Raw genomic sequence first — 20,937 nt, 5'->3', positions numbered from 1 at the left:
CCCCTTCTGTCTGCGCCGAGGAGCGGAGGTCCAGACGGATAAGGGCAAAAACTTGTTTGAGCGAAGCGAGTTGTTTTTGACCCCGTCTGGACCGAGCACCGCAGGTTGCCCCGTAGCGAAGCGCAGGGGACGCAGACAGTAGGGTCGCCTTTCTTTTGGGTACTTTTCTTTGGCGAAGCAAAGAAAAGTGCCTCGCCCGCCGGGGCGAGACCCGGCCAGCAGCCTATGCAACGAGCACGCAGGCCGGGCCAAGAAACCAACTCAAGCCGCAAGCCTCTCCACAAACCCCTCCCCATAAACCCGCCCAAACCGGTTAGCCAAAAACTCCCCCAAACCAATCTCCTCCTGCCGCACAAACCCCTTCGCAGGCAAGCGCCCAGCCGCCAGCAAGTCCAGCACGGTGCAAATCCCCGAAGCCGTGGTGACTTGAATCGCACTGCGCATCGCGCCCCCAGCCGCCTGGCTGTAAACCTTGTGCGCATAAGTCTCTTGCGTCAGGCGCCCATCGCGCTGGCCGCTCACGGTGACAAACACGATCACCACGTCTTGCAGCGTCACAGGCAAAGCGTTTTCCAGCAGGTCTTTCAGCACAGGCCGGCGCTCGCGCAGGCGCAGGTCGTTCAGCAGCACCTTCATGATGGCCGCATGGCCCGGGTAGCGGATGGTTTTGTAGTTGAGGTGGGTGACCTTGCCTTGGAGCGTCTCGCACAACGTGCCGAGGCCGCCTGAGGTGTTGAAGGCCTCATACGTCACGCCGTCCAGTGAAAACTCTTCATGCTCGGCCAGCGGCGGCACCTGGCGCAGCGTGCCTTCGACAATCGCTTCACAGGGCTCGCAGTACTCGTTGATGACGCCGTCGGTGCTCCAGGTCAGGTTGTAGTTGAGGGCGTTCGACGGGAACTGTGGCAGCGCGCCTACGCGCATGCGCAAGCTGTGCAGGCTGTCAAAGCGTCGGCACAGGTCGGCCGCCACGATGGAGACAAAGCCCGGCGCCAGGCCGCACTGGGGGATTAGCGCCGTGTGCGCCGTGGCGGCCAGCTCTTTCACGCGACGTGTGCTGGCCACGTCTTCCGTCAGGTCGAGGTAGTGCACGCCCTGAGCCACGGCGGCTTCGGCGATCAGCGTGGTGAGGTGAAAGGGCGCGGCGCTGAGCACGGCGTATTGCCCGGTCAGTGCTGCACGCAGGGCCAGCGGGTCGGTGATATCGAGCGTGAGGCGCTGCACGTTCGGGCCGGTGTTGATGGCGGCGAGTGCCTGCGGCGATGCGTCTGCCACGGTGACGGCGTAGTCCGGCGTGGCGGCCAGCAGCGCGGCGATGGCCGAGCCGATCTTGCCGGCGCCTGCGATCAGGATTTTCTTTTTCATGGCGTCTCCTTTGAGGTGTGTGACCCCCGTGCAGGGGCATGACTTATTGTGAAAGCCTGTGCAGACGGTTACCAGTATCAAAATAGTGAAAATAACGCCATAATTTAGATAAATAAACTATAAAAATACGCGATTTAACTAAATCATCCTTAAACCTCTTGCCAAGCCTTTTCAGACCCTTCCATGCAACTCGACGCCATCGACCAGACCCTGCTCAGCGAACTGCGTGAAAACGCCCGTTGCCCCATGGCCTTGCTGGCCCGCAAGGTGGGGCTGTCGCGCACGGCGGTGCAGGCGCGCATCACGCGGCTGGAGCGCGACAAGGTCATCACCGGTTATGGCGCGCGCATCGGCGACGCTTATGAGCAGTCGCAGGTATCAGCGCATGTGATGCTCACCGTCGGCCCCAAGCTATCGGGCCCGGTCGAGGCGGCGCTGCGCAAAATCCCCGAGGTGCGTTCGCTGCTCTCCATCAGCGGCACCTTCGACATGATCGCCATCGTGCAGGCCGGCTCGATTGAGCGGCTCGATGCGCTGATCGACGGCATTGGGTTGCTCGAAGGGGTGGAGCGCACGCACACCTCGGTGGTGCTCTCGACGCGCTTTCAGCGCTGAAGGCACATCAAGCCGAAGCGCGCTTTCCTTTTTCGCGCACCCGCGCATCAAAGCGCTCCTTGTTGATCACAAAGCGCTCATGCCGCCCTTCAGAGACGGTGTCGACGCCGTCATGCGCCTGCACCGCAAACACCAGGCGCTTGCCGTCTACTTCGATCAGCTCCACCGTCGCCGTCACTTCCAGGCCCGGCGGCGTGGCGGCTGAATGGCTCACGTTGATGTGCGTGCCGACGGTTTGCTCGGCTGGCCAGTCCAGGTGCGGCTTGATCGCCAGCACGCAGGCCCACTCCAGAAAGCCGACCAGGTAGCCGGTGGCAAAGACTTCCGGCATGGCCACGAACTCTTCAGACTCGGGATAGAGCGCGGGAACGGTCTTGCCGGCGGGGACGACAAAGCGGTGAACGTATTTCAGGCCTGGTTGCAGTGATGGCTTCAACGAAACCTCCGGGACGTGTGAAGGCGGTTTAAAAACTGGCGCAGGTGGGCTTAAACACCTGCAGTTTGGAGATGGCGCCATTGGGCGGCGCTGCCTCAAACCATATTCTGTGAATGCAGCCGTACGGCGGCCACAAGGGGGCGCGGGACCGGTTGCACTCAAAAATGCCTTTGGCCCGTGGTTGAAGCGACGTGCCTTCCGCGCAAGAGAAGCCGCGAGACTGCATGGCCCTCACGGCGTCGGCAAGCGGCATGCCGTCTTTGACGACCTGGGTGACTTCGCCCTCCAGCAGCTTGAGGTCTGCAGGGTCAGTTGCGCAGGCGGACAGCGCCATGCACAGCGCAAGAGGCCATGCGCGGCGGCCTGCCAGCCTGATCACGCTTCTTTCCCTTTGAGCAAGGCCACAATCGCCATCGCATGGCCGTGCCCCAATTCAAACTCCTCCTTCAGCCATGCCACCACCTGGCCGGCTTTCACCTCGGGCTTGAGCTTGCCTTTGCTGCTGAAGCCTTTTTGGTCAGCCAGCTTTTTGAAGTCGGCAGCGGACTTGCCGGTCTTTGCCTGGATATTGTCGATGTAGGCCTGAAAGGTCATGAGGCGCCTTGCGTTGAAAAGAGACTCGCCAGTCTAGGCGGTCAGTGCGAGGCGATCAATCCTGAAGGCCGTGCGGGCGTGTCATGCCCGCCACGGTGCATGCTTTTGCATCACATCCGCATACAGCGCGCTCGCTTCAAACTGCGCCAGCCATGTTTGCAGCTGTGGCCAGGGCTGGGCGGCGAACCAGTCAGGATCCGTGTGCGCGAACTGGCGCACAAAGGGCAGCAGCGCCATGTCGGCCAGGCTGGCGCGTCTACCGAACAGCCAGCCGCCTTCCAGCATGCCGTCGAGCTCAAGCAGCCATGCCGCGCCCAGACTGCGGTGATGCAAGCCAAACCCGCCGGCATCACCGGCAGATTCTTGGTCGTAGCGATTCGGGTATTTGTAGCGATCCAGGCTGCGCTTGAAGGCGCCGTCGTTGCCGCTGATAAGCGTGAGCATCTCGTCGAGCGAGCCCTGCGCGGGTGCGAGCCAGCCCTCGGGGTCCTTGCGCCGCAACGCCCACAGCATCACATCCAGGCTTTCGTCGATGACTTCACCACCCGGCAGCACCAGCACGGGCACTGTGCCTTTGGGTGAGGCGGCCAGCATCTCGGCGGGTTTGCTTCGCAGCACGACTTCACGCAGTTCGTGCGGCTCGCTGCTGATGGCCAATGCGAGCCGCGCGCGCATCGCATACGGGCAGCGGCGAAACGAGTAGAGGACGGGCAGGGCGTCGCTCATGGCGTGAACGCTCAAGCGCCGGGCTGGCGCACGCCGATGTGCGCGGCCTGGCGCTTTTCGGCCAGCTCAACCTGGCGTTGGCGTTCGCGGTAGCCGGCCTTTTGTTCTTCGCTGGTGCTGCCGTGGCAGTGCGGGCAGCTCACGCCCAACTCATACAGCGGTGACTGGCGGTCTGCTTCGCTTAGCGGGTCGCGGCACGATCGGCATAGGGTGAAGCCGCCGGGCTTGAGCCCGTGGCCGACGGAGACGCGCTCGTCGAACACAAAACATTCGCCTTCCCAACTGCTTTGCGCCTCGGGCACGGTCTCCAGGTATTTGAGGATGCCGCCTTGCAGGTGATAGACCTCGTCAAAGCCTTTGGAGCGCAGCAGCGCGGTGGATTTTTCGCAGCGTATGCCGCCGGTGCAGAACATCGCCACCTTGGGCTTTTTGCCGTCTTGCGCGGCGAGCTTGCCGCCTTCGGCCATCTCGCGCTCGACCCAGCCCGGCAGCTCTGAAAAGCTGCTGGTGTGCGGGTTGATTGCGCCCTCAAAAGTGCCGATGGAGACCTCGTAGTCATTGCGCGTGTCGACCAGCACCACACCGGGCTCATGGATGAGCTGGTTCCAGTCTTCGGGCTTGACGTATTCGCCGGCCATCAGGGCCGGGTGCACTTCGGGTACGCCCATGGTGACGATCTCGCGTTTGAGGCGCACCTTCATGCGGTAGAAGGGCATGGCGTCGGCCCAGGCCTCCTTGTGCTCCAGCATTGCCAGGCGCGCGTCGCTGCGCAAATACGCCAGCACCGCCCGCACGCCGGCTTCGGGCCCGGCGATGGTGCCATTAATGCCTTCAGCGGCCAGCAGCAGCGTGCCCTTGACGCCATGGGCCTCACATTGCGCGAGCAGCGGCGCCTGCAGCGCGGCAAAGTCGGGCAGCTCAACAAACTGGTAGAGGGCGGCGGTAAGGAATTGGGACATGGGGCAAAAGGGCGGCGGAACGGGGAACCAGAAACGGGGGCACCAAAACAGGGTGATTTGGGCGCCAGGTGCTGATTTTCGCCTTTACATACGGCGTAACACGGCTTGAACCCTGATTTTGTGACGAAAAGCACTGGAATCAAGCCGGCGTCCGGCGCTTTGAGGCCTTGGCTGATAGATATTTTGCTGCAATGCAGCAAAATAAACGTATGCTTATTGATTGAGGGCTAAAGCATTGTGATTGCAGCCCCCGGTTTTCCTTTTCAATGACAACACACCTTCACACCCCCCTCCAGCCATGGCCAAAAGCCTGAGCAGCCTCTGGCTGAAAAGCATGCGCCGCGTGAGCAAGGCCCAACAGGCCCAGCAGGCGCAGGGCTTGCGGCTGTTTGAAAGCATGCTGCCCAAGGCCGCGCCGGCCAAAAAGCCGCGCCGGCCCAAGCTGAAACTGCTCAAGCTGGTGGCGGCCGTGCCTGAACCAGTTGCCAAAGCCGCCCCGAAAACCCGCCGCCCCACGGCCGCACAGGCGCGCGCTGCTGCCGGCTTGCCCGGCACCTGGCGCAAAGCTTGGTTTACCTTGCCGGGAGACGGCTTGTGGACGGATACGCGGCGCATGCTGTACTGGCTTTACCTGCCCGCCGGTGTGCCTTGCGCACCGGGTGTGTCTGACACGCCGGCCAAACCGCTTCCACTGGTCGTGATGCTGCACGGCTGCCAGCAGACGGCGGCCGACTTTGCTGCCGGCAGCCGCATGAACCAGCTGGCCGAGCGCAAGGGCTTTGCGGTGCTGTACCCGCAGCAATCAAGCACCGCCGACGCGCACCGCTGCTGGCACTGGTACAAGCGCGCCACGCAAAAGGGCGAGGGCGACATCGGCGTAATCGCCGCGATGGTGGCGCAGGTGCAGCAAAAGCATGGGCTGGACACCTCGCGCACCTATGTGGCGGGCCTGTCTGCCGGCGCCGCACTGGCGGCCATTCTGGCGCTGCGCCATCCGGGGCTGTTTGCCGCTGTGGGCATGCATTCGGCGCCGGTGTTCGGCACCACACATTCGCCTTTTAGCGCCTACCGCGCGATGCAGCACGGCTCGGCCTCGTCGTACGGCGCGGCGGCGCGTGAATTTGCCGGTGCGCAGCCGCAGTTTCCGGGCATGCCGGCCATCCTCATTCATGGCAATGACGACAGCGTGGTGCGGCGGGTGAATGCCGACCAGCTGGCCGAGCAGTTTGAAATCATCAACGGCCCGGTGCTGACGCAAAGCGCATCGCGTGAAGAGCCGGCGCTGCGCCGTTGCCCCGAACGCCGCGGCGGGCGCAAGCCGCGCCACGCCTATCAAACATCAACCTGGTACGCGGGCCGCAAGCCGCAACTGGTGAAGTGCGATGTCGACGCGCTGGGTCACGCCTGGAGCGGTGGCGACGTCAGCGTCAAATTTAATGAGCCGCAGGGCCCCGACGCGACGCTGATGATGTGGACCTTTTTCAGCTACCACCGCCGCGAGCCGGTTGCGCCCGAGACCTGAGGCGGCGCCAGGCTGCTGGCGCTATTAATTTGGTAGCGGGTTGCGCTCTTGCTTATTGGGTTTGAGCCCGATTTGAGCCTCGATTTTGACCTTTTAAAGCCTTCAGCGCACCGTGGATGCCCGCATGGAAAGCAAGCCTGACATGAAACTCTGCACGGCGTCGGTGTAGGCGCCGGGCAGGCCCAGCGTGGTGTTGACCTGCTCATGCGTCAGGTTCTGGGGCAAGACGCTGACTGGCGTGTTCCTGGCGGCAGCCTTGGCCGCAAAATCCCGCGCCTGCGCGCAGGGGCCGTCGGCCCGCTGTGTGGAGCACACCAGCAGCATGGGTGTGGCGTCCGGCGCCAGCACGCTGCTGGGTGATACGGTGCGCCAATACGCCGGGTCCGCGCCGAAGACGCGGTCGTAAAAGCGCATGTGGCGGGCGTTCATGATGCGCTCCAGGTCCAGCGCGGCGCTGTCGAGCGCGACGGTGCCCAGCCATGGCCGGGCGCCGGCCTCTCGCGCCAGCGCCGGCGACGCGCCCAGCAGCGCCACCAGGTGTGCGCCGGCCGAATGCCCCATGAGGATGACTTTTGCCGGGTCGCCGCCCCAGGAGGCCGCCAGCGACTGCGTTTTGGCCAGCGCTGTGGCCACGTCATGCGCCTGCACCAGAGGGTCAACTTGCGGCGAGAGACGGTAATTCACCGAGACGAAGACATAGCCTTTTTGCCGGACCCAGTAGGCCACCTTGTTGTCGACCACATTGGCCATCGCCTTGTTGCCCACCATCCACGCGCCGCCGTGCACCATGACGATGACGGGCGCCTTTGCCGCGTCCGTCATGGCGGCCGGCAGGTACACGTCCATGCGCTGCCTTGGATCCGTGCCGTAGGCGATGTCGGTGATTTGCCGCACCTCGGCCGGTACGGTGGCTTTGGCGGCCTTGGTGGTTTTACGCTCCAGGCGGCCATTGTCCTGCTGGGCGGGCGCCTGCCCGGCGTGGAAAAACGCGGCCAGCATCAGCGCAAGGACCGGCCAGCGGGGAAGTCGGAGGGCAGGGGGCATGCAATGGCTCCAGTGATGTTGCGCCGGGGCGGGCCGCAAAGCTTACCCGGCCCGCCTCAAAACCCAAAAAGGCCGGCGCACACGGCGCCGGCCGGGAATCACCTTCAGAGGAAGTGGTAGCGCAGGCCGAAGTTGACCTGGTTGACCGCGCTGGTGCCGGTGGCGGACGTACCGACGCGGTTGTAGTGCACCAGCTCCGCCGTCGCGTCTACGTTGGGCGAGATGGCATAGGCCACGCCGGCGCCCAGCGCCAGCGAGGTGTTGGAGCCGGTCGTCGATACGTTGGGGGTGCCGCCGGTGGCCGACGCCGTGTCCAGCGAGGTGTGCCATTGCTCGATACCGGCGCGTCCGTAGGCCGACCACTGGTTGTCCAGCGGCGCGATGCCCAGCACATGCAGGCCAAAGCCGTGCGCCTTCCAGGTGCCCGAGGCGGTGTCCGCCGCCGGCGACGTGATGGCGGACTGCAGGTCCGTCGAGCCGATGCGGTCGTAGCTGGCTTCGAAGGCCAGGTTGGGGTTGAGGCGGTAGCCCAGCCGCAGGCCCCCTGTGGCGCTGGGTGTGCTGGTCGAAGTGCTGCTGGCCAGGCCCTGGTTATTCAGTGCGCCGTCAATGCTGCCGCCCAGGCTGGACGTGCGGCTGTAGGCGATATTGCCGCCAAGGTAAACATCCGGCGATTGCGATGCCAGCGGCGCCGCCAGTGCCGTCTGGGCTGCCATGGCGGCGCCCAGGGACAGTGCAGCGGCAGACAGGCGCAACAGTTTGGATGAATGGGTGAACTTCATGATTTCTCCGGAAAAAGCCGGCGCATGGCGCCGGCAAGCTCTCTGATCTGCCTGGGTGGGCAACGAGCGCCCGTCATAAGCGCCCTTTATTCAACCCAGGCCGCGCAGGACCCTGCGCACCGCCATTGAGCGACGCATCGGTGTAGCGGCGGTCTAGCGCTGGTAAAGCAACGGTAAAAAAATGCATGGCATTTGTGACTTTACGCAGCGCCCCGCATCACTCGCCTTCTCAGGCGTAATGCACCAGATTCAAGATCGGCAGCGGGCCGCCCGGGAACTGCGCCAGGCGCGCCCCTACGTTCAGTGCGCCCAGGTCGATTCCTGAGAACCCGAGCCGGCCGATCAACGCGGCCACGGTGGCTTTGGCCGCAGCGTCGTCGCCTGAATAAAACAGCACGCGCTTGCCGCCCTGGTCGGCCGGGTCGGTGGCCAGCAGCGCGGCGGCCAGGTGATTGAAGGCCTTCACCACGCGTGCGCCGGGCACCAGATCGCTCACTACCTCGCTGGAGAGGCGACCGTTGAGTTCGGCGGGTTTGAAGAGCGGCGCCTCAATCGGGTTGTTGGTGTCGATGACGATGCGCCCGCCGAAGTCAGGCAGGCCAGCCAGCGCAGTGGGCAGCTTGCCCCAGTTGACGGCGACAAAGACGATGTCCTGGGCGGCGGCTTCTTCACGGGTGCCGGCTTTGATGCTGGGGCCCAGTTCGCGCACCAGGTCTTTCAGCGAATCGGGGCCGCGGCTGTTGGCGAGCGTGGCCTGGATGCCGTGGCGGGCCAGGACTTTGGCGACGGCCGAGCCAATGGCGCCGGAGCCGATGATGCCGATGGTGGGGGTGATGGGGGTGATGGGGGTGGTGATTGCAGTCATAAATTCAATCCTTGGGTTGTTGATGGGTTGCCAATCAGTTGCTAACTTGCTGCTGATGGACTGAATGATGGGATTTGGATTGCCTTTTGGTAAGTCAGTAATGCCTTGAATCATCTTCAAGCATTGGTTGAAGAAAGACCGGAACAGTCCTAACATCGGCCCCATGGAAACACTGGCCAACCTCGAATCCTTTGTCCGCAGCGCCGAAGGCCGCAGCTTCTCGGCCGCGGCGCGGCGCCTGGCGCTCACGCCGGCGGCCGTCAGCCGCAACGTCGCCATGCTGGAGCGCAACATTGGCGTACGGCTGTTTCAGCGCTCGACCCGCAAGCTCACGCTGACTGAGGCCGGTGAGCGCTTTCTGGCCTCGATAGGCGGCAACCTCGACGCGCTGCAGTCGGCGATTGCAGCCGTGGCCGGTGATGGCGGCGAACCCGCCGGGCCGCTCAAGGTCAGCATGTCGCCCACCTTCGGCATCGATTACATCCTGCCGCTGCTGCCGGCCTTCCTCGCCCGCTACCCCTTGGTGCGGCCTGACTGGTATTTCGAAAACCGACCGGTGGATTTGATCGCCGAGGGTTATGACGCGGCCATAGGCGGCGGTTTTGAGCTGTCGCCGGGCGTGGTGTCGCGCCCGCTCGCGCCCATGCACCTGGTCGCCGTGGCGTCGCCTGCCTTGATGGCTGGCCGGCCCGCGCCTGTCGACCCGGCAGGGCTGGCCGCGCTGCCCGGCATCGTCATGCGCTCCAGCGCCAGCGGCCGGGTGCGCCAGTGGGTGATGCGCGACGCCGCCGGTGCTGAAATGGCGGCCGGCACCAGCGAATCAGTGGTGCTGAGCGACCCGACCGCCATGCGCGCCGCCGCGCTTATGGGCCTGGGCGTGACGCTGATCGCCGTGCCCGACGTGCTGCCGCAGCTGGAGCGCGGCGAGCTGGTGCGGGTGTTGCCGCACTGGTATGTGGATGCAGGCGCGATCTCGGTTTATTACCCCACACGTAGCCAGATGCCCGCCAGGACCCGCGCCTTCATCGACTTTGTGGCCGAGGGCTTTGAGCGCCAGGAACTGGGCCGGCGCTTTGCGGGCAGCCTGGGCTAGGGTCTAGGGGCTTGGGGCTTCGTGGAGGGCCTTTTGCGCTTGCCAGCAAACATCGCGCACTTCACCCACAATCCGGGTCTTCGCATCCCTTTGCATCTCTTGGTATCTCTTTGCACGCAGAAAGCTCTTCATGACCACCCAATCCCCCCACCTCAAAGTCGCCGTGATGGGCGCAGGCGCCGTCGGTTGTTATTTCGGCGGCATGCTGGCCCGCGCCGGCCACGATGTGGTGCTGATCGCGCGGCCGCGGCATGTCGACGCCATCGAAGAGAGCGGCCTGCACATGGAAACACGCAGTTTTGACGAACACGTGCGCCTGGCGGCCAGCAGCGAGCCGAATGCCGTGCAGGGCGCACAGCTGGTGCTGTTTTGCGTCAAGTCCACCGACACCGAGTCGGCCGGCGCGCTGATCCGCCCGCACCTGGCGCCAGGCGCGCTGGTGCTGTGCCTGCAAAACGGTGTGGACAACGCAGACCGTTTACGCGCCGTGCTGCCGGGGCATGCCGTGGCGGCTGCCGTCGTTTACGTCGCCACCGAAATGGCCGGCCCCGGCCACCTCAAACACCATGGCCGCGGCGATCTGGTGATTGAACCCTCAGCCCTCAGCGACACCGTGGCGCAAGCGCTGGTCGCCGCCGGTGTGCCAACAGAAATCTCGGCCAATGTGCGCGGCGCGCTGTGGGCCAAATTGATTTTGAATAGCGCTTACAACGCCGTCTCGGCCATTGCCCAGATGCCCTATGGCAAGACAGTGCAGGGCGTGGGCATCAAGGACGTGATGCGCGACGTGGTCGCCGAATGCCTGGCCGTCGCCAAAGCAGAAGGCGTGGAAGTGGCCGGCGACGTGCACGCCGCCGTCGACAAACTGGCCGGCAGCATGCCCAACCAATATGCCTCTACCGCGCAAGACCTGGCCCGCGGAAAACCCACCGAGATCGACTACCTCAACGGCCTGATCGTCAAGCGCGGCGAGGCGCTGGGCGTGCCGGTGCCGGCGAACCGGGTGCTGTGGGCGCTGGTGAAGTTGCTCGAGGGCAAACAGGTTTAAAGCAGCTCGCCCGGGCCTGCTCTTTACCGCGGCCGGTTGCCGCCCAGTTCTGCCAGCAAAGCGGGCAGGGCCTTGTCGGCCGTTTGGAGCTGCTCGGGGCTGAGTTGGGCCAGCAAGGCCTGCGCGGCGGTGTCCAGCGTTGTCAGCGCGGCGGTGCGCCTTTGCGCATCACGCAGCAGTTGCTGAAAAGCGTCCTTCGCCGTCGGCTGATCCTGCATAGCCTGGCCCGACGGGCCGGTGGTCGCCGTCTCCAGCAAGCTGGCGCGAAAAGCTTCCCAGGCCTGGCCTTGCTCGCGGGTGATCATCAGTTGAATTCGCAAGTCATACAGTTTGCCGCTGAGCTGCTCCCATGCCGTCTGGCTTCGCTGGGAGGCCGGCGCACCCGCCTGCGTGTGGCCCTGGCCGCCGCGCTGGCGCGGGCCACCGCCGCTGCCACCGCCAAATTGCGCATGGCTGCTGCAAGCCACACCCGCCAGAAAAAGGGCGGCAAGCCCCATTCGCCCGCGTGAAAAGGGGATGCCCCCGGCCCATGAAAAATGCATGTCTTCTCCCGATGATTGGCGCGCAGCCATCTGCGCCCGCGTATTTCAAAACGGATAAACATCGGGGATGTAGTGCCACGGTAAAGCCGGCGTAAACCGGGGCCGGAAACCGCGAACTTTACGTTGCTGGCCGCCGTGATGCTTCAGGCACGCAGCAACTTGATCATCGCCGCCAGCTCTTCACCGCCCAGGCCCGCCGCATCGGCGCGTTGAAAGAGGCCGGACGCAAAGGCCGGGAACTCGGTGTTGATGCCGGCCTCTTTGGCGGTGTCCAGCAGGCGTTGCGTGGCTTCGACCGAGATGCGCAGCGGGCTCTCGGAGATGGTGTAGTCGCCGGAGCGGATCACCTTGCCCTCATGCTGCAGAAAAGCGCCGAAGGTCGGCGCGATGCCGTTGACGATCTCGCCGTAGTGCGCGACGTCGAAGCCTTCGGCCTCAGACACGCGCGCGCCGTGCAGGAAGCCGAGGATCGCGCCGTAGACATACGACAGCGTGGCCAGGTCCATCGCTGCGGCGGCGCTGATTTTTTCGCCCAGGTAAATCACGTTGCCGGCCAGCACTTTGAGCAAGGGTTCGGCTTCGCGGTAGCTGGCTTCGGCGCCTGAGAGCAGCAGCGGCGTGTCGGGCTTGCCCATCTGGCTGGGGCCGGCCTGGATGGCGCCGTCGAGGTAGCGGGCGCCGTGTTGCTGCGCCCAGGCTTCGCTGCTGCGGGCGTCTTGCGGGCTGCCGGTGGTCAGTTGCAGCAGCAGCCTGCCGGTGATGGCCTCGGCCACATCGGGCAGGGCCAGGATGGCGTCTGCCGCCTTGTAGTCATAGACGCACATCACGGCCGTGGGGCTGGCGCGCACGGCTTCGGCGGCGCTGGGCGCGAGCACTGCGCCCTGTGCGACGAGAGCCGCGGCTTTGCCGGGTGTGCGGTTCCATACCGTGACCTGGTAGCCCTGATCAAGGTAGAGCTGTGCGAGGGTGGTGCCCATAGAGCCCAGGCCAATGACCGAAACCTTTGAGACCGCTGAGGTCTTTGCATCTGCATTCATGACGATTCGCTTTTAAAAAAATGGGGTTAAACGATGAGGGGAGTGCATCGTAGAAAATCCACTTGCGAAGCGTCAAGTACCTACTATAAAGTGAGGTACTTACTAAAAAGTAAGCAAGAAAAGTATTGGAGCGCCATGAAAGTCACTGCAGGCAAAAAAGCACCGGCCACACCCGCGAGAAAACCGTCGGTCAAAACCTCGGAAAAGCCCAAGAAGACGGCGCCCGAGCCCTTTACCTGCGGGATCGGCCCGGCCTTTGAAGTCATAGGCGGGAAATGGAAGGCGGTGATTTTGTGGGAGCTACACACCGAGGCGCGCCGCTTCGGTGAGTTGAGGCGGCTGGTGCCCGACATCAGCGAAAAAATGCTGATCCAGCAACTGCGCGAGATGGAAGCCGACGGCATCGTGCACCGGCTGGTGTTTCATGAAGTGCCGCCGCGAGTCGAGTACTCGACGACGGAGCTTGGCAAGTCGCTCAACGACGCATTGGCCCCGCTGGCGGATTGGGGCGACCGCTACGCGCAGCGCGGGTGAGCAGGCGCCGCGCGCAGTGGCCCGGCGCCCCTGAGGATTTAACTGTCGGCCCGAATGCCCCGCAGCATGATGATGCCGCCCAGGTTGCGTGTGTCGGCGCGCATGCGGGTGCGCAAGCCTTCGGCGGTAGAGGGCGACGGTTGCCAGCCCACGGTGATCAGGCGCTGGCGCGTCTCGCTGGTTTTGAGCACGTCGATCACGGCGGCGCCCAGTTTGTCGCGCACCGGGGCGGGCAATGACGCAGGGCCGGCCAGCGCGGTGAACAGCTCCATGTCGGCGCCCATGATGCCGACTTCGCGCAGCGTCGGCAGCTCCGAGGCGAGCATGCTGCGCTGGTCTGATGTGACGCCAATCGCTTTCATCTTGCCCGCTTTGACCTGCTGCATCGCCAGGCCAGGCGGCAGCAGGGCGGCTTGCAGTTGTCCGCCCAGCATGGCGGTGATGATCTGCGGGTTACCGGGGTAGGGCACATGCATCACGCCCAGGCCGCCGCTGCGGCTTTTGATGAGCTCCATGCCCAGGTGGCCGGGTGTGCCAGCGCCGGGTGAGCCGTAGTTGGCCTTGTCGCCCTGGTTGCGCAGCCAGGTCAGCCATTCCTGCGGGGTTGTGCCCAGCGCGAAGTTGCTGACCACCAGCACCATGGGCGTGGTGCCGATCAGCGCGATGGGCGCCAGGTCAACCGCTGGGTCGTAAGAGGCCATCGGGTTGAGCAGCTTGGCGATGGTGAGCTGGCTGTTGTTCATCACGCCGAAGGTGTGCTGGTCGGTCGACTTGGCCACCTGGTCGGCGGCAATCGTGCCCGAGGCGCCGGCCTTGTTTTCAACCAGCACGGGCTGGCCCAGGGATTTGGACAGTTGCTCGCTGATCGCGCGCGCGGACAAGTCTTGCACCGAGCCCGGCGGAAAGCCGATGAGCAGGCGAATGGGTTTGGTGGGCCAGTCCAAGGCGACAGGCGCGGCTGCAACGGCAGCAGCAGGGCGGGCAGCTGGCGTTTTCGCGGCTGCTGCCGGCGTGACCTTGCCGCTTGCCGTGTTGCCCTGAGGGGCCTGTGCAAAGGCGCTGCCGCCGGTTAATGCCAACAGGGCCGCCTGCAGAAGGTGCGCGCGCCGTGAGAGATGAATCCGCTTCATGAGATGTCCTTTTTCGAAAATGAATAAGCCGCTGTTGGACCTGGAGGCAAGCCGTGGCGGCGCTCGCAAACCGGATGGCACACGCAGCGATGCAAGAGCCTCCCGCTCCACGCACCCGCGCTCCTCCTCTTGTCAATCCCGCCTCTGTCTGTGAGGGCCATTCTGTGGAGCGGTGAGGGCCATGGCAACCCTGTCAGGGATGACAGGGGGCGTGGATATAAGGTCGCGCACGGCAGACGAGTGGTGTGCCATGCAGGCAGACTAAGCCGCAAGGAAGCAGCAAGGAAGGAGTCAGCAAGCGGCGGGAACACAGGCGGAATGCGGGCCGCGACAGGGCCTGGTGTTTGTGCCAGGGTTTGTGTCAGAGATAACAGCGAAACGGAAGGCCGGTTAGCGGCTGTTGCGCGGTTGAAACTTTGGGCGAGATTGGTTTTTGCACGCCTTAAGCCATTGGTTTTCCGTCACCGGCGGCACAGCGAACTATTGGCTAGCGGCCCGCAATCGCAGGGAAGCAAGGCGGACTACAAGGGCAAAGTAGCCGGTGCGGTTCAGGCCGGTTTGGCCAGCAATTTGGTGATCAGCCGCCAGTGCTGCGGCTCCACCGGCGTGATCGAGAGCCGGTTGCCCTTGCGCAGGATCACCAGGTCTTCCAGGTCTTTGTTGGCCCGCAACTCCGGCAGCGCCAGGTTGCGGGTCTTCTTCAGCACCTTCACATCCACCAGTTGCCAGCGCGGCTCTTCGGGTTTGGACTTGGGGTCGTAGTAGTGCGACTTGGGGTCGAATTGCGTCGGGTCGGGGTAGGCAGTAGACGCCACCTCGGCAAGGCCGACGATGCCCGGCTCGGCGCAACTGGAGTGATAAAACAGCACGCCATCGCCCACACGCATTCCGTCGCGCATGAAGTTGCGCGCCTGGTAGTTGCGCACACCGACCCAGGGCACGGTGGATTTTTTTGCCGCGAGTGCGTCGTCGACCGAGCATTCTTCGGGTTCGGATTTCATCAGCCAGTAGCTTGTCATGGGGGCCTCGTCTTGCCAGGTTCCGGGATGGCCCAAGCTTAGCGGATGGAGGCGTTTTGCGCAGCGGGGGAGTCACCGCAAGGGGCTCCAGAAACGCTATTGAAAGTTCAGTTTGAGGTGCAGGGGCGCCAGGGTGTGCAGAAAGTCCGCTGCGTCAGAGATCTGCCCGGCGCTCAATACGCCAGAGAGATGGCGTTTGTTGGCGATGACCCGTTCGGCGGCCTCTACAGCAATCGGTGCTGTGATGGCATAGATGTCTTGCCCGCTGACGGTGGCGCGGCGTTCGTCCTTTCCGCGGCGAATGACGGCTTCGACCATAAACCTTTGCGCGGACCGGCCGCTGGCATCCACGCTGGGTGGCGGGGCTGTGTCCGGGTCGGACAGGTCGCCCAGGGGGGCCAGCGTCATCACTTCCCTGATGTGGGTGAATTTCACATACCTTGAAAGCGCCACACTGTCTGCGGTGGTGAATTCTTCGACCACGGTTTGCCGGCCCACTGGTGCGGGAAAAACCCATTCTGTTCGTGCCGCGCTGCCTTCGTGCAGGCTCAGCTGGCCGTTTGAAAATACCAGCCGCTTTCCGCCCCTTCGTTCTTCGGCCACTTCTATGGTGATGCGCGTGCCTCGTGTCGGCTTCCAGCTGCTGAGCGCAAAGGCGAGGGTGATCTCGTCGGCATCCGGCCAGTCCCGCATGGCGGCGGTGGCGAGCAGGCTGCCCAGCGCGCCATAAAACGCGGAGGCCGGCGCGATGATGATGCCGGCCTCACGCGCGCGGCTGTCGTAGTGCTGAAAGGCGGCCGCGGCGATTTCCGGCTCCGCCACCACGTCGATGTAGGGCGTCTTCATGCGCAGCGCGGCCTCCATCAGCGGCGCGGCCGTCAGGGAAAACGGGCCGGCAGCATTGATGACAGCGGCGACGCCGCTCACCGCGTGGTCCAGCGACGATGCATCGGTCAGCGATGCGGCGCGGACTTCGAGTCCGCCCTTTTCGCGAGACAGCGCTTGCAGCCGGGCCGTGTCTCGCCCCGAGAGCACGGGGATCCATCCGCGCTGCTGAAGCTGCGCAATGATGAAACGGCCTGTATGGCCGTAGGCGCCGAAGACGGTGATTTTTTTGTTCGATGTCATTGCGTGATTTCTCTTTGGTGTTGCAGGGCGATACAGATCTGTAGCGTTTGGCGAGTCTACGCTACTGATCTGTAGCGCGTCAACCGGACATCCGTTAAGATGGCGCATGCTGCAAAAAAAGAACGCCCCGCCAGAGGCAGGCAACCCGGGCTCGGTGCGCGACCGGATACTCGACACGGCTGCTGAGCTCTTCTATACGGAGGGTGTGCGGGCAGTCGGGGTCGATCTGGTCGTCGAGCATTCGGGCGTTGCCAAGACCAGCCTGTACCGGCACTTTTCAACCAAGGACGATCTGGTGGCGGCTTTCCTGGAGCGGGACGACCGCGCTTACTGGAAATCGTGGGGTGAGATCACGGCGAAGTTCAAGGATGACCCTGGTGCGGAACTGCAAGCGCATGTCCGCTGGATTGCGCAGTACATCGCACGGCCGAGCTTCAGGGGCTGCCCGTTTATCAATGTGCTGACTGAGTTTCCTGAAGCAGGTCACCCGGCGCGGGTGGTGGCGCTGGGCCACAAGACTGAATTACGCCGGCGTGTTTTGGGTCTGACCAAGGCGATGGGGGTGGCCAAGCCTGCGCCCATGGCGGATCAACTGGTGCTTTTGATCGATGGCGCGTATGTCAATGGCCAGATGGGCAAACGCGGTCCTTCGCAGTCGCTGGTGGCCGGGGCTTTGGCGCTTGTTGCCATGAATGCGCCGGGCAGCCGGCACCCGGGCTGATCCCGGCTTCGCTCTTGAGGTAATTTACCGCCGGAACTTGCCGTCCGTACCGATGATCGAGAGATCGGCAAAGTCCAGGCCGGTATGGTCTTCGGGTGAGAAGTTCACCTCCAGGCCGCCCAGGTCGTATTTGCGCAATCCGTCCAGCGCCGCCTGGAGTTTCTCGCGGGTGGGTTTGGGGCCGGCGCGGCGCAGTCCTTCAACCAGCACCTTGGCGGCCGCAAAGCCTTCAAGCATCGCGGGGCTGATGTCGTCTCCACCCTTGGCTTTGGCCAGTTCCTGGGCTTCCTTGACCATGCTGAAGGCAATGGAGCGCTCATAAGGGAAGACCTGGGTCACGATCACGCCGCGCGCGTTTTCACCCAGGCTTTTGATGAAGCCGGAGGATGCGTTGTTGGACAGCGTCACGATCTGGGCCGCAGAGCCGGCTGTGCGGAAAGCCTTGGTGCCGTCTACCACCGCCTGGCCGGATGCCACCATGATGATGGCTTGCGCATTGGACTGCATGACTTTGGGGGCGATGGGAGCGAAATCGGGTTTGGCGCGGTTGAACTTTTCAAGCACGGCGGGCTGCAGCTTGGCCGTGGCCAGGCCTTTCTGCGCGCCGGCGACGCCGTCGGCGCCGAAGCTGTCGTCGGCATAAATAATCGCGATCCGCGTGATGCCCATGGAGTGCAGGTGGCTGACGGCTTTTTCGGCTTCACGCTGGTAGGTCGCGCGCACATTAAAAATGTACTTTTGCACGGGCTGGTGCAGCACCATGGCGCCGGTCGACGGGCCCACCAGCGGCACACCATGCTTTGTGAGGTGAGGAATGATGGCTTCGGTGTGGGGTGTTCCACGGGTCAGGAAAAGCGCCACCACGTTTTGCTCTTCAATCAGCTTTTTGGCGTTCTCGCTGGCCAGCTTGGGCTCGAACTTGTCGTCAACCGAAATGAGTTCGATCTTTTGCCCATTGACGCCGCCCTTGGCGTTGACGGAATCGATATAAAGCTTGGCGCCGTCGGTGGTTTCTTTGACACCCGCACCGACAGGGCCGGTGAACCCGGCGGTTTGCCCGATCAGGATCTGCGCCTGGCTGGCGTGGGTGATCGCGGCCAGGGCAAGGGCTGTACACCATACGGTTAATTTGTTCATTTGAAGCCTCCAGAGAGTAAGTCTCTTGGGTTCAAATCTAACCAATAAAGCATGCCAGTGAGAAGCAGGAAAACCAGTACCGGAGCCGTAAATTTGCGACTTAAGGCATAAATTGCGGGGAAATCGGCCGTGAAAGGACTCACTTAAACGACGTTGAGGTTGTCGATGCAAGGCTAGCGTCTGGTCATCCACCCGGCCATGGTGTCGAGCAGCTCCTCACGCACCTGCGCATCGGTGCAGCCTGAACGCACCAGCACATGGAAGGCGTGGTCGGCGCCTTCCACGATGTGCAGGGTGGCCTTTTTGCCCAGACTTGCCGTGGTTTGCGTGATCAGATCCAGATCGGCGAGAGCATCGCGCGTGCCTTGCAGGAAAAGCATGGGCAGCTTCACATCCGCCAGGTGCGCGGCGCGTTCGATGGAGGGCTTGCCTGCGGGGTGCAGCGGAAAACCCACCAGCACAATGCCCTTCACCCCAGGCAAGGGCCCAGCCGCCTGGGCTTGCGTGCTCATGCGCCCTCCGTATGACTTGCCGCCGGCAAATAGCGGCACATCGGGCATGTGCCGCGCCGCTTCAGCGACCGCCGCCCGGATTGCGGCATGCGCCACGGCGGGGGAGTCCGGACGCTTGGAGCCTTGTTCCATGAATGGAAAGTTAAAGCGCAGGCTGGCGATGCCGCGTTCCGCAAGACCCTGGGCGATGGCCTCCATGAAGGCGTGGTTCATGCCCGCGCCTGCGCCGTGGGCAAACACATAACAGGCCTTGGCGCTGACGGGCGCCTGCAGCAGGCCGGAAGTGGTGCCGCCCGGTGCGAGCGGAATGGTCAGTGAAACAGGGCGTGCCGGCATCAATGGAGTGTGTATCGGCTTGTGCCGCTCGGCGCTTATGCGGAAGGCTTGTTCACAGGATCGGCGATCCCGGGCGGCAGGCGATTGAGCAGCCAGCGGATCGCCAGCGGAACCAGCACCAGGTCGTCGGCGATGCCGATGACGGGCAGGACGTCAGGAATGAAGTCAATGGGTGAGAACAGATAGAGCGCAATTGCCGCGGTACCCCATTTCAGCCAGACGGGCGCCTCGGGGTGGCGCAACGCGGTCCACAGCCGCCGCGCATCGCCGCGGATCAGGACCCAAAGCAGGGTCAGGCGTTTGAACATGAGAGCTCCTTGGGTGAAGGTGCAGGCCCGGCGGGCCGCTGGCATCCACATGGCGCTGTTTGCCCGGGCTGCAAGGGCCCTGACAGGGCGTTACATTCGCGGCGAACTGGCTCTGCGATCAGTGCGCCAGATCGGCAACCAGCTTGGCTGCCGCCTGAACAGCCTCGGCGCGCGTGGGCCAGGTCCTGTCGCTGTCATGCAAGGGGGGCAGTGACTCAACGTGGACGACGTCGATATACCAGGGACCGTCAGGGAAATGGCACAGCCTGGCCATGTAGTTGCGGCCGTTGGCCACACCGGGCACGTATTCCTCAATCGGTTCGGGTTCTTCTTCGGGTGTTTCGGGTACTTCGGGGGCCATCGGGTTTCTCTCCAAATCCTGATTATCGGCAAGCCGTCCAGCTAATTCTTGAGGTCCACTTTGAGCGCAGCGAGCTTTTTGGCGTAAGCATCTCTGCGTTTTGCCGCTTTGTCTGCCGTCTCGATAGCCATCCGAATCGCCTTGGGGCCTTTTTTGGCGGCAGCCGCTATCAGTTTGAATTTGTGCGCAGCCTCTGCCTCCGCCCTCCTGAAGGTGGCGATGAGTTCGGCATGGGCAATGGGTGTGTTCACAAAGTGCCCCGAGCTATTTGCCGCCGGCTCAGGCCGCAGCTTCATCCAGAAATGCCGACAGCAATTCGGCACACCGGGCGGCATGGCTGGTGATGAGGAAATGGCCCGCACCCTCCACGGCGAAGGGGCGCACGTCGGGCAGGCAAGCCCGCAAGGTGTCGGTGATGGCCACCATTGCTGGATTCGCCTCGCCGCCGCGCACCAGCAGGACGGGTATGTCCAGCGCGGCGCAGTCCCTGGCCTTCACCTCGGAGGTGACCGTGCGCCAGTCCAGCACATTCACGGTGGCCGTCTCTCGGCAATAGGCTTTCACGGCGTCAGGCATGGCGGCAAAGACGCCGGGGCCGCCCCAGAAGTCAATGACTCGGGCGGGGGCGTTCTGCTCGCCGGCGTTGACGGCGGCCTCAAAGGCCTGACTCATGCGAACCGTTTCGTCGTACAACCTGCCGCCGTCGTGCTCGCGGATCAGCGGTATGGGGTTGGCCTCAAACAGGCTCAGGCTGGCGATATCGGCAGTGCGGGAAAGGGCCGCAGCCAGTGCCACGGTGCCGCCAAAGGAATGGCCGACCAGGTGGACCGGCTGGCCGATGTGGCGTACTACCTCCTGCACCAGTTGCACTTCATGTTCGATGCCGCAGTCTTGCAGGCTGCGGGTGTCTGTGGTACCGCCGTAGCCGCACAGGCTGGTGGTGACCAGCCGGTAGCCCGGGCTGAGGTGGCGCTGCACCTGGCGCCAGGCCGCGGTGGTGCTGTAGGAACCGGGCAGGAACAGAACAGCCGGGCCCTGGCCGGATTCGACGCAGTCGATGGTTCGTTCTTTTTGCGTTCCGGTCTTCACCGTCAGCATGTTTGTCTCCTGTCGTCCCTGTGAC

At 63.8% G+C, this 20,937-nt stretch carries 26 protein-coding genes; 6 read left to right on the top strand and 20 right to left on the bottom strand.

All coding sequences use genetic code 11. The features are described from left to right. Nucleotides 1-261: 261 nt before the first annotated feature. Nucleotides 262-1,365, bottom strand: coding sequence for a saccharopine dehydrogenase family protein (locus BM408_RS05560; protein WP_092127778.1), 1,104 nt, complete (start codon nucleotides 1,363-1,365; stop codon nucleotides 262-264). Between the two features lie 183 nt (nucleotides 1,366-1,548). On the opposite strand from BM408_RS05560, the gene BM408_RS05555 reads away from it, so the two are divergent. Further along, nucleotides 1,549-1,980, top strand: coding sequence for an Lrp/AsnC family transcriptional regulator (locus tag BM408_RS05555; RefSeq protein WP_092127776.1), 432 nt, complete (start codon nucleotides 1,549-1,551; stop codon nucleotides 1,978-1,980). A 7-nt stretch (nucleotides 1,981-1,987) separates the two neighbouring features. Here the strand turns inward: BM408_RS05555 and BM408_RS05550 are convergent, their stop codons facing one another. The 5 genes from BM408_RS05550 to BM408_RS05530 form a co-directional block, all read right to left on the bottom strand. Continuing rightward, entirely contained in the window at nucleotides 1,988-2,416 is a 429-nt protein-coding gene (locus tag BM408_RS05550) for a thioesterase family protein (protein ID WP_092127774.1), read from the bottom strand. Nucleotides 2,417-2,444: 28 nt separating this feature from the next. Next, entirely contained in the window at nucleotides 2,445-2,795 is a 351-nt protein-coding gene (locus BM408_RS05545; protein ID WP_092127772.1) for a hypothetical protein, read from the bottom strand. Further along, nucleotides 2,792-3,010, bottom strand: coding sequence for a DUF4287 domain-containing protein (locus BM408_RS05540; RefSeq protein ID WP_092127770.1), 219 nt, complete (start codon nucleotides 3,008-3,010; stop codon nucleotides 2,792-2,794). The genes BM408_RS05545 and BM408_RS05540 overlap by 4 nt, the downstream gene beginning before the upstream one ends. Nucleotides 3,011-3,091: 81 nt before the next feature. After that, on the bottom strand, nucleotides 3,092-3,736 hold the full coding sequence (locus BM408_RS05535) for a glutathione S-transferase (protein WP_092127768.1): 645 nt from the start codon (nucleotides 3,734-3,736) through the stop codon (nucleotides 3,092-3,094). An 11-nt stretch (nucleotides 3,737-3,747) separates the two neighbouring features. Then, entirely contained in the window at nucleotides 3,748-4,695 is a 948-nt protein-coding gene (locus BM408_RS05530) for an oxygen-dependent tRNA uridine(34) hydroxylase TrhO (RefSeq protein WP_092127766.1), read from the bottom strand. Between the two features lie 298 nt (nucleotides 4,696-4,993). On the opposite strand from BM408_RS05530, the gene BM408_RS05525 reads away from it, so the two are divergent. Then, nucleotides 4,994-6,217 (top strand): extracellular catalytic domain type 1 short-chain-length polyhydroxyalkanoate depolymerase, encoded by a 1,224-nt coding sequence (locus BM408_RS05525; RefSeq protein WP_092127764.1) that lies wholly within the window; start codon nucleotides 4,994-4,996, stop codon nucleotides 6,215-6,217. Nucleotides 6,218-6,319: 102 nt separating this feature from the next. Here BM408_RS05525 and BM408_RS05520 read toward each other — a convergent pair whose 3' ends face one another. The 3 genes from BM408_RS05520 to BM408_RS05510 form a co-directional block, all read right to left on the bottom strand. Further along, the gene (locus BM408_RS05520; protein WP_175541700.1) at nucleotides 6,320-7,261 is read right to left on the bottom strand and encodes an alpha/beta hydrolase; all 942 of its coding nucleotides are present in this window, start codon (nucleotides 7,259-7,261) and stop codon (nucleotides 6,320-6,322) included. A gap of 104 nt (nucleotides 7,262-7,365) precedes the next feature. Next, nucleotides 7,366-8,043: a porin family protein gene (locus tag BM408_RS05515; protein WP_092127760.1), complete on the bottom strand. Its 678-nt coding sequence runs from the start codon at nucleotides 8,041-8,043 to the stop codon at nucleotides 7,366-7,368. A 229-nt stretch (nucleotides 8,044-8,272) separates the two neighbouring features. Continuing rightward, on the bottom strand, nucleotides 8,273-8,908 hold the full coding sequence (locus BM408_RS05510) for an NADPH-dependent F420 reductase (protein WP_092127758.1): 636 nt from the start codon (nucleotides 8,906-8,908) through the stop codon (nucleotides 8,273-8,275). Nucleotides 8,909-9,071: 163 nt separating this feature from the next. On the opposite strand from BM408_RS05510, the gene BM408_RS05505 reads away from it, so the two are divergent. Further along, nucleotides 9,072-10,001, top strand: coding sequence for a LysR family transcriptional regulator (locus tag BM408_RS05505; protein ID WP_092127756.1), 930 nt, complete (start codon nucleotides 9,072-9,074; stop codon nucleotides 9,999-10,001). Nucleotides 10,002-10,131: 130 nt separating this feature from the next. Next, entirely contained in the window at nucleotides 10,132-11,049 is a 918-nt protein-coding gene (locus tag BM408_RS05500) for a ketopantoate reductase family protein (protein ID WP_092127754.1), read from the top strand. Nucleotides 11,050-11,072: 23 nt separating this feature from the next. Here BM408_RS05500 and BM408_RS05495 read toward each other — a convergent pair whose 3' ends face one another. Continuing rightward, nucleotides 11,073-11,591: a hypothetical protein gene (locus BM408_RS05495; RefSeq protein ID WP_175541699.1), complete on the bottom strand. Its 519-nt coding sequence runs from the start codon at nucleotides 11,589-11,591 to the stop codon at nucleotides 11,073-11,075. 143 nt (nucleotides 11,592-11,734) lie between these two features. Continuing rightward, nucleotides 11,735-12,628: an NAD(P)-dependent oxidoreductase gene (locus BM408_RS05490; protein WP_092127749.1), complete on the bottom strand. Its 894-nt coding sequence runs from the start codon at nucleotides 12,626-12,628 to the stop codon at nucleotides 11,735-11,737. Between the two features lie 135 nt (nucleotides 12,629-12,763). On the opposite strand from BM408_RS05490, the gene BM408_RS05485 reads away from it, so the two are divergent. Then, complete coding sequence (locus BM408_RS05485; protein WP_092127747.1) at nucleotides 12,764-13,162, top strand: winged helix-turn-helix transcriptional regulator; 399 nt, start codon at nucleotides 12,764-12,766, stop codon at nucleotides 13,160-13,162. A 38-nt stretch (nucleotides 13,163-13,200) separates the two neighbouring features. Here BM408_RS05485 and BM408_RS05480 read toward each other — a convergent pair whose 3' ends face one another. The 3 genes from BM408_RS05480 to BM408_RS05470 form a co-directional block, all read right to left on the bottom strand. Next, nucleotides 13,201-14,292, bottom strand: coding sequence for a Bug family tripartite tricarboxylate transporter substrate binding protein (locus tag BM408_RS05480; RefSeq protein WP_092127745.1), 1,092 nt, complete (start codon nucleotides 14,290-14,292; stop codon nucleotides 13,201-13,203). 548 nt (nucleotides 14,293-14,840) lie between these two features. Next, complete coding sequence (locus BM408_RS05475) at nucleotides 14,841-15,311, bottom strand: EVE domain-containing protein (RefSeq protein WP_092127743.1); 471 nt, start codon at nucleotides 15,309-15,311, stop codon at nucleotides 14,841-14,843. A gap of 96 nt (nucleotides 15,312-15,407) precedes the next feature. Beyond that, the gene (locus BM408_RS05470) at nucleotides 15,408-16,439 is read right to left on the bottom strand and encodes a saccharopine dehydrogenase family protein (protein WP_092127740.1); all 1,032 of its coding nucleotides are present in this window, start codon (nucleotides 16,437-16,439) and stop codon (nucleotides 15,408-15,410) included. A gap of 106 nt (nucleotides 16,440-16,545) precedes the next feature. Here BM408_RS05470 and BM408_RS05465 point away from each other — a divergent pair, with 106 nt between their 5' ends. After that, nucleotides 16,546-17,160 (top strand): TetR/AcrR family transcriptional regulator, encoded by a 615-nt coding sequence (locus tag BM408_RS05465; RefSeq protein ID WP_092127738.1) that lies wholly within the window; start codon nucleotides 16,546-16,548, stop codon nucleotides 17,158-17,160. A 24-nt stretch (nucleotides 17,161-17,184) separates the two neighbouring features. Here the strand turns inward: BM408_RS05465 and BM408_RS05460 are convergent, their stop codons facing one another. The 6 genes from BM408_RS05460 to BM408_RS05435 form a co-directional block, all read right to left on the bottom strand. Continuing rightward, nucleotides 17,185-18,297 carry an ABC transporter substrate-binding protein gene (locus tag BM408_RS05460; RefSeq protein ID WP_092127736.1) on the bottom strand — a complete coding sequence of 371 codons (1,113 nt, stop codon included), beginning with the start codon at nucleotides 18,295-18,297 and terminating at the stop codon, nucleotides 17,185-17,187. A 173-nt stretch (nucleotides 18,298-18,470) separates the two neighbouring features. After that, a complete protein-coding gene (locus BM408_RS05455) occupies nucleotides 18,471-19,145 on the bottom strand; it encodes an alpha/beta hydrolase family protein (protein ID WP_092127734.1) in 675 nt (224 codons plus the stop codon). A gap of 35 nt (nucleotides 19,146-19,180) precedes the next feature. Further along, nucleotides 19,181-19,453: a YkvA family protein gene (locus BM408_RS05450; RefSeq protein ID WP_092127732.1), complete on the bottom strand. Its 273-nt coding sequence runs from the start codon at nucleotides 19,451-19,453 to the stop codon at nucleotides 19,181-19,183. Between the two features lie 118 nt (nucleotides 19,454-19,571). Next, nucleotides 19,572-19,814, bottom strand: coding sequence for a hypothetical protein (locus tag BM408_RS05445; RefSeq protein ID WP_092127730.1), 243 nt, complete (start codon nucleotides 19,812-19,814; stop codon nucleotides 19,572-19,574). A gap of 41 nt (nucleotides 19,815-19,855) precedes the next feature. Then, complete coding sequence (locus BM408_RS05440) at nucleotides 19,856-20,065, bottom strand: hypothetical protein (RefSeq protein ID WP_092128493.1); 210 nt, start codon at nucleotides 20,063-20,065, stop codon at nucleotides 19,856-19,858. Between the two features lie 28 nt (nucleotides 20,066-20,093). Then, nucleotides 20,094-20,912 carry an alpha/beta fold hydrolase gene (locus BM408_RS05435; protein ID WP_092127728.1) on the bottom strand — a complete coding sequence of 273 codons (819 nt, stop codon included), beginning with the start codon at nucleotides 20,910-20,912 and terminating at the stop codon, nucleotides 20,094-20,096. Nucleotides 20,913-20,937: the final 25 nt, after the last annotated feature.

The organism is Polaromonas sp. YR568, from assembly GCF_900116715.1.
Classification (GTDB): domain Bacteria; phylum Pseudomonadota; class Gammaproteobacteria; order Burkholderiales; family Burkholderiaceae_C; genus Polaromonas.
This window is presented reverse-complemented; position numbering and strand designations above follow the sequence as displayed.

Bases quoted from the DNA above. Each gene is read 5' to 3' on its own strand.
- BM408_RS05560 (WP_092127778.1), bottom strand. From the start codon at position 1,365: ATGAAAAAGAAAATCCTGATCGCAGGCGCCGGCAAGATCGGCTCGGCC.
- BM408_RS05555 (WP_092127776.1), top strand. From the start codon at position 1,549: ATGCAACTCGACGCCATCGACCAGACCCTGCTCAGCGAACTGCGTGAA.
- BM408_RS05540 (WP_092127770.1), bottom strand. From the start codon at position 3,010: ATGACCTTTCAGGCCTACATCGACAATATCCAGGCAAAGACCGGCAAG.
- BM408_RS05535 (WP_092127768.1), bottom strand. From the start codon at position 3,736: ATGAGCGACGCCCTGCCCGTCCTCTACTCGTTTCGCCGCTGCCCGTAT.
- BM408_RS05530 (WP_092127766.1), bottom strand. From the start codon at position 4,695: ATGTCCCAATTCCTTACCGCCGCCCTCTACCAGTTTGTTGAGCTGCCC.
- BM408_RS05525 (WP_092127764.1), top strand. From the start codon at position 4,994: ATGGCCAAAAGCCTGAGCAGCCTCTGGCTGAAAAGCATGCGCCGCGTG.
- BM408_RS05520 (WP_175541700.1), bottom strand. From the start codon at position 7,261: ATGCCCCCTGCCCTCCGACTTCCCCGCTGGCCGGTCCTTGCGCTGATG.
- BM408_RS05515 (WP_092127760.1), bottom strand. From the start codon at position 8,043: ATGAAGTTCACCCATTCATCCAAACTGTTGCGCCTGTCTGCCGCTGCA.
- BM408_RS05510 (WP_092127758.1), bottom strand. From the start codon at position 8,908: ATGACTGCAATCACCACCCCCATCACCCCCATCACCCCCACCATCGGC.
- BM408_RS05505 (WP_092127756.1), top strand. From the start codon at position 9,072: ATGGAAACACTGGCCAACCTCGAATCCTTTGTCCGCAGCGCCGAAGGC.
- BM408_RS05500 (WP_092127754.1), top strand. From the start codon at position 10,132: ATGACCACCCAATCCCCCCACCTCAAAGTCGCCGTGATGGGCGCAGGC.
- BM408_RS05495 (WP_175541699.1), bottom strand. From the start codon at position 11,591: ATGCATTTTTCATGGGCCGGGGGCATCCCCTTTTCACGCGGGCGAATG.
- BM408_RS05490 (WP_092127749.1), bottom strand. From the start codon at position 12,628: ATGAATGCAGATGCAAAGACCTCAGCGGTCTCAAAGGTTTCGGTCATT.
- BM408_RS05485 (WP_092127747.1), top strand. From the start codon at position 12,764: ATGAAAGTCACTGCAGGCAAAAAAGCACCGGCCACACCCGCGAGAAAA.
- BM408_RS05480 (WP_092127745.1), bottom strand. From the start codon at position 14,292: ATGAAGCGGATTCATCTCTCACGGCGCGCGCACCTTCTGCAGGCGGCC.
- BM408_RS05475 (WP_092127743.1), bottom strand. From the start codon at position 15,311: ATGACAAGCTACTGGCTGATGAAATCCGAACCCGAAGAATGCTCGGTC.
- BM408_RS05470 (WP_092127740.1), bottom strand. From the start codon at position 16,439: ATGACATCGAACAAAAAAATCACCGTCTTCGGCGCCTACGGCCATACA.
- BM408_RS05465 (WP_092127738.1), top strand. From the start codon at position 16,546: ATGCTGCAAAAAAAGAACGCCCCGCCAGAGGCAGGCAACCCGGGCTCG.
- BM408_RS05460 (WP_092127736.1), bottom strand. From the start codon at position 18,297: ATGAACAAATTAACCGTATGGTGTACAGCCCTTGCCCTGGCCGCGATC.
- BM408_RS05455 (WP_092127734.1), bottom strand. From the start codon at position 19,145: ATGCCGGCACGCCCTGTTTCACTGACCATTCCGCTCGCACCGGGCGGC.
- BM408_RS05450 (WP_092127732.1), bottom strand. From the start codon at position 19,453: ATGTTCAAACGCCTGACCCTGCTTTGGGTCCTGATCCGCGGCGATGCG.
- BM408_RS05445 (WP_092127730.1), bottom strand. From the start codon at position 19,814: ATGGCCCCCGAAGTACCCGAAACACCCGAAGAAGAACCCGAACCGATT.
- BM408_RS05435 (WP_092127728.1), bottom strand. From the start codon at position 20,912: ATGCTGACGGTGAAGACCGGAACGCAAAAAGAACGAACCATCGACTGC.